The organism is Candidatus Polarisedimenticolia bacterium, assembly GCA_036001465.1.
Taxonomy (GTDB): Bacteria; Acidobacteriota; Polarisedimenticolia; order Gp22-AA2; family Gp22-AA2; genus Gp22-AA3.
Genome location: DASYUH010000102.1, coordinates 1 through 13,547, shown reverse-complemented (window position 1 = coordinate 13,547; position 13,547 = coordinate 1). Strand labels below are relative to the sequence as shown.

General features: G+C 66.2%; 6 protein-coding genes. 3 read left to right on the top strand and 3 right to left on the bottom strand.

Going from position 1 to position 13,547, the window contains the following annotated elements:
• Window positions 1-44: 44 nt before the first annotated feature.
• On the bottom strand, window positions 45-3,683 hold the full coding sequence (locus tag VGV60_17795; GenBank protein HEV8703128.1) for an ABC transporter permease subunit: 3,639 nt from the start codon (window positions 3,681-3,683) through the stop codon (window positions 45-47).
• A gap of 5 nt (window positions 3,684-3,688) precedes the next feature.
• Window positions 3,689-4,579 (bottom strand): ABC transporter ATP-binding protein, encoded by an 891-nt coding sequence (locus VGV60_17790; protein ID HEV8703127.1) that lies wholly within the window; start codon window positions 4,577-4,579, stop codon window positions 3,689-3,691.
• 263 nt (window positions 4,580-4,842) lie between these two features.
• Here VGV60_17790 and VGV60_17785 point away from each other — a divergent pair, with 263 nt between their 5' ends.
• Complete coding sequence (locus VGV60_17785) at window positions 4,843-8,154, top strand: LamG-like jellyroll fold domain-containing protein (GenBank protein HEV8703126.1); 3,312 nt, start codon at window positions 4,843-4,845, stop codon at window positions 8,152-8,154.
• Here the strand turns inward: VGV60_17785 and VGV60_17780 are convergent, their stop codons facing one another.
• A complete protein-coding gene (locus VGV60_17780) occupies window positions 8,155-8,406 on the bottom strand; it encodes a LuxR C-terminal-related transcriptional regulator (GenBank protein ID HEV8703125.1) in 252 nt (83 codons plus the stop codon). It abuts the gene before it with no gap.
• Between the two features lie 349 nt (window positions 8,407-8,755).
• Here VGV60_17780 and VGV60_17775 point away from each other — a divergent pair, with 349 nt between their 5' ends.
• Both VGV60_17775 and VGV60_17770 read left to right on the top strand, forming a co-directional pair.
• The gene (locus VGV60_17775) at window positions 8,756-9,688 is read left to right on the top strand and encodes a hypothetical protein (protein HEV8703124.1); all 933 of its coding nucleotides are present in this window, start codon (window positions 8,756-8,758) and stop codon (window positions 9,686-9,688) included.
• Window positions 9,689-10,299: 611 nt separating this feature from the next.
• Window positions 10,300-13,547: choice-of-anchor D domain-containing protein (locus tag VGV60_17770; protein ID HEV8703123.1), on the top strand; the 3,248-nt coding region annotated here is incomplete at its 3' end.

Genomic DNA, 13,547 nt, shown 5'->3' with positions numbered 1-13,547 from the left:
TCGCCGGAAACCGGCCCCATGCTCGGACCGGCTCCCGGGCGGACTCAGTTCCCGGCGCGATGCTCCGTCGGTGAGCCGGCCGACACCGACACCAGGTTGTCGCCGGGATTGCGATCGATCAGCTTGTTGAACGGGTCGATGCCGGCCTTCTTCGGCTCCTCGTCCACCACCATCTCGAAGGTCGAGCCGGACCCGTCGACGCGGCGCTTCTCGAGAGCGAGGAGGCGCCCCTCGGAGGGGCCCTTCGGGTCGCGCGCGCCGAAGACGCCGATGTCGATCCAGTCGTCCAGCGGCGAGGGCGTCTCGCGCCCCTTGCCGTCGGCGCGGTACTTGGCGGCGGCGACCTCGATTCGGACGATGTACTTGCCGTCCTCGCGCTTCGACCAGGTCGCCTGCGTGGCCTTGTTCTCGTACAGCGTGATGTTCCGGAACAGATCGTCCAGGATCGCCTGGCGATCGGGCGGCACGGCCCGCTTGATGTAGTCGAGGAACTCGAGCGAGCAGGTGTACGGCGGCTTCTGGAAGGCCACGGCCCGGACGTACTCCGCCAGGGCCCGGTTGAGCGGCTCCTCGCCGACGTAGTCCTTGAGGGCGTACATCACCAGACTCCCCTTGCGGTAGTGAATGTACGGCTGGTCCTCGACCAGGTAGATCGGCAGCTCCTCGATGCGCTCGCCGCCGCGTCCCGCCAGGTATCGGTCCAGCTCGTACTTCAGGAAGCGACGCATCTTGCCGCGTCCGTTCATGTGCTCCATGACCATGAGGGCGGAGTACTGGGACATGGTCTCGGACATGAGCGTCGCCCCCTGCACGTTTCCCCCCATGACCTGGTGGGCCCACCACTGGTGCGCCACCTCGTGGGCGGTGACGTAGGAGACATAGTCGATGGCGTCCGGTCGGTCGTCGAGCCGGGCGATGAAGCCGATGCTCTCCGAGAACGGAATGGTGTTCGGGAACGACTGGGCGAACCGGGCGTAGCGCGGGAACTCGACGATCCGCACCTGGTGGTGCTGGTAGGGCCCGAACCGGGTGGTGAAGTAGTCGAGCGACGCCTTCACCGCGGCGATCATCCGGTCGACGTTGTAGGGGTGCTCGGGGTGGTAGTCGATCTCGATGGCGACGTCGTTCCACCGATCGCGCTTCACGGCGTAACGGGCCGAGAGGTAGGCGAAGAAGTCGAGGATCGGGGAGTCCATCTCGTAGCGGAAGTAGCGCCGGCCGTTCTCCACCCACTCGCGCTTGAGGTACCCCGGGGCGATGGCGATCTGGTCCGGGCTCGTGCTGACCGTCGTGGCGAAGTGGATCCAGTCCGCCTCGCCGGAGAGATAGTTGTCCCCCCGCGCCGCGGTGTCGTCGATCTTGGGGAAGCGCTGCACGGGCGGCAGGTCGCGCCGGCGGCGCTCGTTCGGATCGTCCAGCTCGGCGTTCCTGCTGACGTAGCCGACGTGCGGGAAAAAATCGAAGCTGTTGAAGAAGGTGCCGTTGTACACGATCTCGTTGCGGGAGCCGTTGTTCACGAATCCCCGGTTCTCGACGGCCAGGTCGTAGGTCACCTGCATCCGCGCTCCCGGGCCGAGCGGGGGGTCGAGCCGGAAGATGCGGTATCCGAGGTCCTCGTCGACGGTCTCGGGCCTGGCCCCCTCCGGCTCGAGGGAGAGGACGCGGACGTCCGGGTTCAAATAGAGATGCAGGCGATCGACGGGCGCCCCGGTCCGGTTCTCGAGGATGTAGTGTCCGCGGATGGCGACCGACCGCCTCTCGGGGTCGATGTCGACGTCGGCATAGACGTCGGTGACCCGCGGCTGCGGCAGGCGGAGGAACCGCCGGTATTTTTTCTCGTACTCGGCCTGGCGGTCGAAGCGGATCTTGGTCGGCCGGTAGTGGTTGAGGACGTTGGTGTTGTAGAAGATGAACCCGCCGGTCGCCACGGCCCCGGCGATCGCGGCGAGGAGAGTCGCAGCCGCGGGGCGCGTCAGGCGGTGGCGCGCCTGCCGCAGGCGGAGCGCAAACGTCGCCTCGGAGCCGCGCACCCAGAAGAGGTGCGCCACGCACACGAGCCCCGCGCAGACCAGGCCCCAGTAGAGGAAGAACCAGGACAGGGGCTGCACGAAGTGGCCGAACCCGTTCATGTCGGAGTAGGGCGCGTCCGGGGCGGTCCCGAACCGGTACAGGTGGTGATCGAGCCGGAGCGCGGGAAGAACGAAGCCGGCGATGTAGAACAGGCTGGAGACCAGCCAGCCGATGTACTTGTTGTCCACCATGACCTGCACGAAGAGGCAGAGGGCGGCGTAGAACAGGAACTGCGGCAGCGCCACGAGGAAGAGGCCCTCGAGATAGAGCGGAATCTCGAAGTGTGTGTAACCGGTGAACGCCTGGATGCCGACGCAGGTCAGGAACACCGCGACCAGCATGGCGAGCAGGATCCCGGCGAGGGCCGCCAGCTTCGAGGCCCAGCCCATCCAGGTGCGCACGGGAAGGGCGTCAAACAGCTCCGACATGCGGAGGTTGCGCTCGCGCCACACCAGGTCGCCGCTGTAGAAGGTCAGGACGAGAAAGATGAAGAGCCCGAAGTTGCCGCCGATGGCGCGCAGCATCAGGTTCGTGACGGGGTAGATCCGTGTGCCGTAGAGATCGTCCAGTGAATAGGTGCCCCCAAAGACGTTGAAGAGCCCTGCGAAGAGCATGATCAGAAACGGGATTCCGCGCAGTACGCCAATCGTCTCGATGCGCGTCTGGCGCAGGAAGTGGGTCCAGGTCGTCCCCGCGCCGAAGGACTGCGCGGCCGCCGGAAGGGAGCCCGCAGCGGCGGCGTGCTCGGGGACGCCGGGCGGCGTCGAGGCCGCGGGGACCGGCGCGCCCCGCCGGCCGCGGGCCCTGCCTCCCGCGACGGTCGTGAGCTTGAAACGCGCCCAGGTGAACGCCATGACGGCCGCCGAGACGGCGAGCCAGAGGAGCCGGTTCTCGAGCAGGGCGCCCCGCAACGGCATCAGGCCCTCGTTCTTCTCGGCCACGGTCCAGTATCGCGTCACCAGCTCGAACGCTCCGAAACCGTACGGATCCAGAAACGCGACGAGGTTGCGGTTCTCGATGTCGTCGAGGAGGATGCTCGAAATCGTGTAGGCGACGAAGAAGATCACGACTCCGGCGTAGGTATAGAGGAGGCTCCGTGTCAGAGTGGCGAGAGCGAAGAAGATCGCGCCGGTGATGATGACGTTGGGGAGCACGAACGCCAGCATCGAGAAGACGTAAGGCGCCAGCCGGAACGGCCCGATGCGCTCGGGCTCGAGCCAGGGCATCAGGCCGCCGATGGCCACCGCGAGCAGGACGGCGAGGTAGACCAGCCAGGATATCGCGAGGGATCCGGAGAGGCGTCCGAACAGGTAGTCGGCCTTGCGGATCGGCAACGAGAAGAAGATCGCGTCCGCCTGGGTCTCGAAGTCGCGATGGACGCTCCCCGCCGCGAAGGCGGTGGTCAGGAAGGTCCCGATCACCGTCATCACGAGAAGAATCTGCATCAGGACGAACGGGGCGTTCCGGTTGACGCTGCCGATCGATCCCCCGACCTGGACGACGTCCGTGGTCACCGCGCCGAAGGTCAGCAGGAAGAAGAGGGCCGCGGCGACCCAGAAGAGCGGCTGCCGGATCTGGTAGCGGACCTCGAAGGCGAAGATGCGCGCGAGCATCGCGGTCAGGCCGCCTTCGCTTCGGCGGAGCGCAGGGTGGAGAAGTAGACGTCCTCCAGGTCGGCCGGGACCTCCTCGAACGACGCGTCGGGACGGGTCGGGGCCAGGACGTGGATGGCGGTCCGGCCGGCGACCAGGTGCGTCGAGATGACCGCGAGATCGCGCTCGTGGTCGGCCAGCTGCTCGCGCGGCACCACCTTCTTCCAGACCCGGCCGCGCAGCGAGTCGATCGCCGATTGCGGCTCGCCGCTGAGGAGGACCCGGCCCGAGGCGATGATCGCCATCCGGCTGCACAGGTCGCTCACGTCCTCGACGATATGGGTGGAGAGGATGACCACGACGTTCTCGCCGATTTCGCTGAGCATGTTGTGGAACCGCAACCGCTCCGCCGGATCGAGGCCCGCGGTCGGCTCGTCCACGATCATGAGCCGCGGGCTGCCCAGGAGGGCCTGGGCGATCCCGAAGCGCTGCTTCATCCCGCCGGAAAACGTGCCGAGCCGCCGCTTGCGCACATCCCACAGGTTGGTGCGACGCAGGACGGAATCCACGATTTCGCCGCGCTGCCGCCGGTCGACGAGCCCCTTGAGGACCGCGAAATGGTCGAGCAGCTCGAGTGCTGTGACCTTCGGGTAGACGCCGAACTCCTGCGGCAGGTAGCCGAGGGTCCGCCGGACGCGATCCTTCTGCCGCAGGACGTCGATGTCGCCGAAGGTGATCGTGCCTCGGTCGGGCTCCTGCAGGGTGGCGATGGTGCGCATCAGGGTCGACTTGCCCGCGCCGTTCGGCCCCAGGAGCCCGAACATCCCCGCGGGAATCCGCAGCGAGACCCCCTTGAGGGCCTGCACGCCGTTGGGGTAGGTCTTGGTCACGCTGTCGATCACGAGTTCCGGGGTCATGCCGTGACTCCTCCGCGTCGGGCACAAGGGCGACTGCCGGATACTACGCCAGGAGCGGCGGCGTGGTTCCCGGGTTCAGGCCCGAACCCTCCGGATGACGGATCGACGGATGTCATCCCCTTAGCCGACTTGTCGTTGTCGAGGTGTCGTGCCATTTAGTCTCGCAGCATAAGAACCCGCGCCTGCCCGTTTCATTCTCTCCGTGTGCGCTGCGGAGAGGCGGGTGGTTCTCGTCCCCACCACGACACGCAGGAGGATTCGCGATGAAACGAATGCTCGTCGCCGCGTTTCTCGTTCTCATCCCGGCCGCCGTGTGGGCGGCGCCGCTCCGGGGCGTCCGGGCGGACCCCGCGACGCTTGGCTGTGTGTTCGACCCGACCTGCGTCATCTCGGACATCGTAGACACCGCCGACAAGCTCGACCTGCCGGGCGCAGCGACCGGAGGGCTGCTGCACACGCGGACCTTCCCCGGAAAGCCCGGATCGCAGGCCGCAGGGCTGCACGCCTATCTGTACCGGATCGACCTGACGAACGCACGAGGAACCCAGACCACGCCCATGGTTCAGACGTTCACTGCTGATTTCGGGAACGCGGTGCCGCTGGACTACGACGGCGACGGGAAGAAGGAGGACTACTTCGTCGTGAACATGGGAGGCGCCACCGGGGGCATGGCCCCCGACTACGCAGACCAGACGGGGTACCGCCTCTCGTTCCACTTCTACGACGGCGTGCCGGTCGGCCAATCCTCCATGTTCATCGGGATGGCGGCGGCTGGTGCTCCGGTGTCCAAGTCCGCCCGTGTCACGGAGGGCCTGTCGGCGCTGCTGATCGATCCCGGTCTTTACCTGCCGTTCATCGATCCATGTCTCTTCCGGCGGCCGGACCTCAACGATGATTTCACGCCCGCGGAGCGGAGCGACCTGGACGATCTGATGGGCGACTACATCGACGCGTGCGTCATCGGCCAGCACTATACAGAACACATCCACGACATTCCCATGCTTCTTCCCTGGCACCGCACCTACATCGCCGGGCTGGAGAACTATCTCGTTTCCCAGGGCCACCCGGAGTTCGTGCCTTTCCCCAAGTGGCTCGCGTCGAACCCGATTCCCGCGGAGCTCCAGAGCGTCGATCCCGACTGCTTCACCGCTGACACGGCCGTCTGCTCTGTGAACGCCCCCACCGAGGGGCCCGGCGATTGCGCGCCCCTTTTCGACACCACGCCGAACATCGCCAAGCCCGCCGGCGCCATCTACCCCGCCCTCTGTGACTACGAAGACCGTGACGCTCTGACGTCCGGGATCAACGGCTACCACGGCAGCGTCCACTGTTCCGTGGGCGGTGCCATGTGCTCGTTCCACTCCCCCTCCGCGCACATCTTCTGGGGCCACCACGGCAACATCGACGACATCTGGCGGGAGTGGGAATGCCGCTGCAAGGACCTGGTCTATTTCCCGGTCGACTTCGCCCCCTTCGACACCCTCACCCCGTGCCGGCTGATCCCGTGCTGGGTCGCCTGGTACCGGTTCGAGGATCCGTACATCTTTGACCCGATGGGTATGATGCCTCAAATGTCCGGTGACCTGCGCGGGGCACCGAACGACGGTATCCCGGAGGGCGGGCCGAAGACGATCATGGGCGAGGTCGGGACCGCCCTGTCCTTCGATGGCGTCGACGACTTCGTGCGCGTCCTTGATCACCCCGAGCTGAACGTGGGGACCGAGGACATGGCCATCGACCTCTGGGCCATGACGACGGCCATGGGAAGGCAGCCGCTCGTCGAGAAGCTCGACGACGCGGGCACGGGTTTCTCGTTCTTCCTCCAGGACGGCATGCCGGCGTTCGAAATGAAGCCCATGGCGGGGGCGACGGGATCGCCGATGGTTGGCATCATCGGACCCTGTGGCGTGGCCGACGGCAAGTGGCATCACCTCGCCGTGAGCGTGGACCGGGACAGCCCGATCGGCGGCAGGCTGTTCGTGGACGGCGTGGCGTGCGCCACCTTCGACCCGATGCCGGCGCAGGGGAACATCGGCAACTCGAGCGAGATGTGGATCGGCCGGAGTCGATCGATGGCGGGTGCCCGGGCGGGCACCTTCTTCACCGGGGCGCTGGACGAAATGGATCTCTTCCGGCGCGCGCTCAAGCCGCTCGAGGTGGCCGGGGTTTCCCAGGCCGGCCCCGCCGGCAAGCCGGGAGCGCTGCCCCTGCAGACGCCGATCTCCTTCCGGGAGATCTGCAACGGCCGGGCGATTGGCGAGCCGGGCACGCGCGTGTCCGTGCCGATCACCCTGAATGAAGGGGATGGCGTCGCCGGGTTCCAGGTCGATCTCAACTACAACCCCGCTGTCCTGACGCCGGTCGCCGTGATGCTCGGAGCCGACACCGCCCTCGCGGGCGGCTGGAGCGTGGTCATGGCCCCGGTCGGGCCGGGCGTCCTGCGCATCCTGGGCGAGAGCAACCCGCCCGCCGGCCTGGGTCCCGGACCGAAGGAAATGGCGTGGATCGAGTTCGACATCGCGGCCGCGGCGCCCCCCGGACAATCGCTCCTGTCCGAGACCAACTGCGTCCTGGGGGACAAGGACGGCAGCGGCATCCTCTGCCGTCCCTGCGCGAACCCCGGCGTCGTGATCGTGCGGAACGCCAGCTCCTTCCGGTTCCGGCCCCTGCCGGCGCTTGTGGGAGTGGACCTCTTCGACCCCCTGCCGTTCATGGCGGCGGTGGAGGCGCTCGACTCCTCGGGGAACATCGCGACCGGCTATGGCCGGACGGCGATGATGACCGTGGCCCCGGGGCTCTGCCCGGCCGACACGCTTCTTCCGGCCACCTTGCCGTTTGTCTCCGGGCTCGGCGGCCCCGACACGTTCCGCGTCTTCTGCTGCCCGGAGTTCGCGTCCGGATTCCCCCTCGCCCTCATGGCCAGCGATCCCCCGCTCGAGATCACCGGAACGAGCGCCCCGGCGGTCGGCATTTCCAAGGGGGACCTGGATGCCAACGGCCAAGCGGACGTCCTGGACGTCCTGCGTGACGTCCGGCAGGCCCTCGGCCAGAGCGTCGCGCAACCGCCCCCCACGGCCTTCCAGGCCTGGGCCGGCGACATGCTGAGCGAGCACTGTGTCGTGGACAATATGATTAATGTCCTGGACGTGTTGCGGGTGCGCAACAAGAGCCTGGGTCGCCCGCTTCTCTGCACGTGCGGGGGACCATTCGCCATGGACGGGCTCACGGTCGCCGCGGTACCGCAGACCTCGCTCGGGGTCCGGCTGGAGAAGGCCGGCCCGCGCGCCTACGTGGTCATCGTCGAAGGGGCCCGCGATCTCGGAGGCCTGCAGTTCGAGATCAAGGGGGCCACGCCTGACACCGTCGTGACGCCCGAGGGCCTCTCGACCGGGCGCGGCTGGCAGGTGTTCACGGACGGCGGCCGCGCAAACCTCATGCGGGTCGTGGCGTTCGGCAGCGCCACCGGAGGGATCACCGGGGACGGCGCCGTCCTCAAGATCACCGGCGCCGGGAGCCCGAAGATCCGCGCGGTGGTCGCGTCCGACCAGGATGGCCGGGAGGTGCCGGTGCGTTGATCAGGACCCGAGGTAGACGCTGAAGACGGCCAGGGTCAGCTCACGCTGATCGGTGACCCGGAGCTTGTGATGGATGCGCTGCGAATAGGTCTTGATCGTACCGAGCGAGAGGCGCATGTCCTCTGCGATGGTTCGAAGTTTCTTGCCGGCGAAGATCTGCTGCACCAGCTCGAGCTCCCTCGGGGACAGCCGGAGATCGCGGCCAACCCGCTGCCAATCGGTGTTGGAGAGGATCTCCGTTCCCGTCCGCAAAGGATGCGTCGGAAAACGCCTGAAAGGATCCCGGGACTGGATCTGCATCGGCGCGCAAGCTGAGTCGGAGGGACGCTGCGGGCGGCGACCGCGCCCACGCGATACCCACCGATTGATGTTTCGATCGGTTCGTCCTGGAAAGTACCAAGGAACCAGGAGACTGTCAACACCATTATTGCTGTCATGGCGCCGGCAAATCGGAGACCCGGGGACGCCGGCCGGGAAACCGTCAGGGAGAACAGAGGTGCGCCCGGGCCGTCCCACCCCCGGCGGCTTGGACGCCCACCGGGCGCCCCCGCGCCTGCTGTCGGTCCTGTTGGTCGCCCTTGTCTGCTCTTCCGGAGCGACCTTGGCTCAGACTGTGACGCGAGAGATCTGCGTCGAGCCGGCGGGTGGTCTGCCGGGCGCGCGGATTGCCGTTCCCGTCGTCGTCTTCGAGGGGGCCGGCGTCGCGGCTTTCCAACTGGATGCGCGGTTCGACCCGACGCTTCTCACGCTGGCCGGAGCGCGTCTGGGGTCCGACACGGCGGCCGCCGGAGGCTGGATCCTGGACCATCAGGTTCTGGATACCGGGCTCGTCCGGGTCCTCGGCTACACCTTCCCGCCGGCCGGGCTCGGCCCAGGCATCAAGCGGGTGGCCCTCATCGATTTCGACGTCGTGGCATCCGAGCCGATCGCGGGGGTGCCACTTCCCCTGTCCCGGTGCGTTCTCGGGGACGTTGACGGAGTTCCAATCCCATGCGCCATCTGCGTCCAGCCGGGGGTCGACGGGGCGGCGCCCCGTTTCGCGGTGTCCGAAGTGGATGACGGGTTCGCCTTCCGGCCCTCGCAAATCTCCGTCGAACAGGGGGACTGGGTGCTGTGGAGGCATATCGGGACGAACCGGACGCACACGACGACGAGTGGCGCCGGCTGCGTAATCGACGGCGTCTGGCGGGCGCCCCTTGGTCCCGGCGGCCGGTTCGCCCGTCGTTTTCCCGAGGCGGCGGGGACCCTCCGTCCCTATTTCTCGGAACCCGACTGTGTTTTCGCAATGACCGGGGAGATCACGGTCTCGGACACGATCCAGCTGGACGTGTCCGAGGATCTGGGGGACGCGCTCCTCACCTGGAACGGCGGGAGCGGTCGCTTTCTCGTGCACCGCAGCGATGCTCCCACGTTCGTCTCGCCTGGAACCACTTCGTTGACGCCAGATGGGGGAAGCTCCGGGACGATGTTCACGGACGCCGCGCAGGCAGCGGTAGGGCGAGCGCTGTTCTACCTGGTCACCAACTCCCCCTGACGGTCGCCGCCCCGGGGTTGGCGGAAGCCGCGTGTCTCCGGCGTGCCGGCTCTCGCGACAGCATGCGGCCGGTAGCGCACGATTCTGGCCACCTTCGTTCGCACACATTAAATGGCCTGCTGGCCGAGCAACAGGAGGCCGGTCGCGTATCGCCGGTCGCAACCCCCGCGTTTCTTCGTCAGTTTTTGTTCCAGGGTTTCCCTTGACTTCTCCATCGCTCGCCGTATTCTTCCGCGCATAGTCGCAAATATTCGGCGGGGGGGCCGAGTCCTTCCTGACAGAGCACAATCTCCAGACGTTTTCGCAAGGCTCTTCCTTGCGAGGCGGCTGATGTGTGGGTCGAGTACTTGGACTCCCGACTCCGTGTCATGTCGCATTGTGGGTCGCTCATTCGTCCGCCGAAGCACTTTCTAACCCGTACGATGTTACGGGAGCGCACCTTGAAGGGACAAGATACCTGAGGAGGAGGAACGAAGGGACGACGCCAGTACGTCCCGATTCCAGCAAGGGATAGCGAACATTCCGACTTTCAGCGATGGAGGTGCACACGCGAGTCGTTGTGGCCAGGTGGTTGACATAACAACCCTCCGGAACCCCACAAGGAGCTTGGGATGAGACATTTCCTCCACCTTTGCGCGGGAGCAGCCCTCGTCACCATGCTAGTGACAGGCCAGGTCGTCCTGACTCAAGACACGAATACGGCCGTGACGGCAGGATCCCAGGTGTTGCAGGCAGAACGGGAAAACAAGGACCATGCCAGGGAGTATGAGTTCTACCGCCAGCGCACATCCCAAAATGGCCGCCCCGTCGCCCCCGACATCTATGACCAGGCGCTGAAGCAATGGTCGAGGGTTCCGAGGGCCATTCCTTCCGGCCTTCGCAGCACCATCGGCGGAGCAACCAGACTATCTCCTGAATCCGTCACAAGCCTTACAGGAGTCGTGTGGACCCCAATTGGCCCGAGTCCCATCAATCAGGGGAACAGTCGGGCGAACGGGCGGGTCAGCTCGATCGCGATCAATCCCAACAATCCCAATGTGATCTATCAGGGCTCTTCCGGCGGCGGGGTATGGCGGTCCACTGATGGAGGCCTCAACTGGACGCCGCTGACCGACCAGCAAGCCACCCTAGGGACCGGCGAGCCGAGCGCCATCGCGGTTGACCCGAGCGACACCAGCACGATCTACGTCGGGACCAGCGGGCGCTTCGTCCTCAACATCTCCAAGGGCATCCTGAAGTCCACCGACGGCGGCGGAAGTTGGATCATTCTGGGTTCTGATTTCCCCGCTGGCAACACAGGCAACGCCGACAGTCTGTTTGCCGGCCAGAGCATCAACGCGGTCATCGTGGATCCCTCCAACAGCAACGTCGTCTACCTTGGAGCCGACATCGGCCTGTTCCGCTCGACGGATGGTGGCCGGAACTGGACACCGGGAACCAACGGCTTCGGCGACGCCCGCTCGCTCGTTCTGGATCCCACTTCACCGCCGGCCAACCGCATCCTCTATGCGGGAATCAGCGGAAGCGGCATTCGTCAGTCGACCAACGGCGGACAAAGCTGGACCCAGATACTGAACGTCGCCACTCCGGCGGTGGCCGCGGCCTTGCCGGCAGGTGGTGGCATCGGACAGGTGCTCGTCGACCTCGCTCCGCCCACCTCACCGGCCAACGCGAACGGCATCCAGGTACTGTACGCTTCGATGCAGGGGACCGGTGGAGCGCCCGATCCTCTCGGACTGTTCCGCAGCATCGATCAGGGCGGAACCTGGAATCTCCAGACCAGCGCGGGGATCGCGACGAACACTCAAGGCGGCTATAGCTTCTCGATGAGCGTCGACCCAGGGTCTCCCGGCGATGGCTCGAACGACATCATCTATCTCGGGGCGGTGGGAGCGACCAAGTCCAGCGACTCGGGGAACAACTTCGCCGCGGTCGGTCCCGGCATCCACGTTGATTCTCATTCCACGTGGGTCTTCTTTCCGCAGCCTTCTCCCACTCCCTCCATCGTGTTTACGGGCAACGACGGAGGGATCTGGAAATCGACGAACGGGGGAGCGACCTGGAGCGGAACGGGAGGACCGGAGCCGACGATCAACTCTGGCGGCTTGCAAACCAGCCTGATCTACAACATCGACGTCAAGAATGACGCGACCGCCAGCGCCACGCTGATCTCCCTTCAGGACAATGGGACCCCTCAGACGACGGGCAGCTTCGCCTGGACCGACAGCCAGGGCGGTGACGGTTGGGACAACGCGTTCGATGCCATCACCACGAACAACGCTTACAACTCGAGCGGCTTCTGGCCGGCCCCCTGCACGCGCGTCTTCATATCGACCAACAGCGGAGCGACTTTCCCACCGACGGTGCCTTCGGCCAACGACATCACGCCCTGGGGCCTGGCGACGGATCAGGGATGCTACGGCGCCCCGGTGAACACCGATCCGAGCCAGGCGACTGTCCTCTATGCCAGTGGCAGCCAGAATCTCTGGCAGACTCAGAACGGCGGAGGGGCATGGCGCATCATCGCAAACATTGGAGGAGCAGCACAGCTGAAGGTCGCTCGAGCCAACTCGAACAATGTGGTGGCTGCTTCCGGAACCCAGGTGTTCGTCTCGACCAATGCATTGGCCGCCACCGTCGGACCACCGACGGGTGTGACCTTTGCAAACATCACGCGTAACCTCCCGAACCGGAACGTCGCGCGGATCGCTTTCGACCCGAACGATCCCACGGTGATCTATGCGACGATGTCGGGCTTCGGGAGCGCCATCCAGCCAAGAAATGTCTTCCGCACCACCATCGGCGGCACCGCCTGGACTGACATTTCTCCCCCGGTGGATTTGCCCGTCAACGCCATTGCCCTGGATGGGGGTCCCGCCCCAACCGTGATTTACGTCGGCAACGATTTGGGAGTGCTGCGATCGGTGGATGGAGGGGCCAACTGGACCGTCCTCGATGACGTACACATGCCCAACGTGCCCGTCACCGATCTGGTGATCAACGCGCCGGCCGGTGTGCTGCGGGCCGGCACGTACGGGCGGGGCGCGTTTGCGTTCACTCAGCCGGCGGGCCCCGTCATTGCGGTTAACGCCGAGAACGGGCTGGATTTCGGGACCGTGTGCCAGGGGGAGATGCCGCGCCTGACCATCCAGGTGTTCAACGTCGGGACGAGCGACCTGGTGATCAACAGCGTGCAACGTCTGTTCGGCTCGACAGGCTTCACGGTCCTGCCGAACCCGAGCACACCGGTGACGATCAGCCCGAACTCGGAAGTCGACTTCACGGTGCAGTTCAGCCCGACGGTGGCCTCGGGCACCGAGTCGGCCCAGATCCGCATCAGCAGCAACGATCCGGGGGCACCGTACTTCGATCTGATGGCCACCGCCAGCGTGGGGAGTCCCGGGATCGCCACGGTCATCGCGGACAACGGGTCCTACGGCGACGTCTGTCGGAACACGTTCAAGGATCTGGATCTGACCATCAACAACAACGGCGACTGCGACCTGCGCGTGACGAACATCACCTCCTCGTCGGCGGAGTTCCAGACGGCGGGAGTCGTGTCGTACCCGCTGGTGATCGCGCCGGGCGACTCGCTGGCGGTGCCGATCCGGTTCGCCCCCGTCAGCCTCGGCGCCAAGTCGGCCAACATCACCATAGCCAGCAACGACCCGGACTTCCCGTCGACGGTGGTGCACGTGACGGGGAGCGTGCCGGCGCCGGACGTGCGGGTGACGGGTTCCACGGCCTTCGGCGACGTGTGCGCCGGGACCCTCGCCGAGCAGACGGTGTCGGTGTGCAACGTGGGACCGTGCGACCTGCACGTGACCTCGGTGGCGTTCGAGCCGCCGTGTGCTGATTT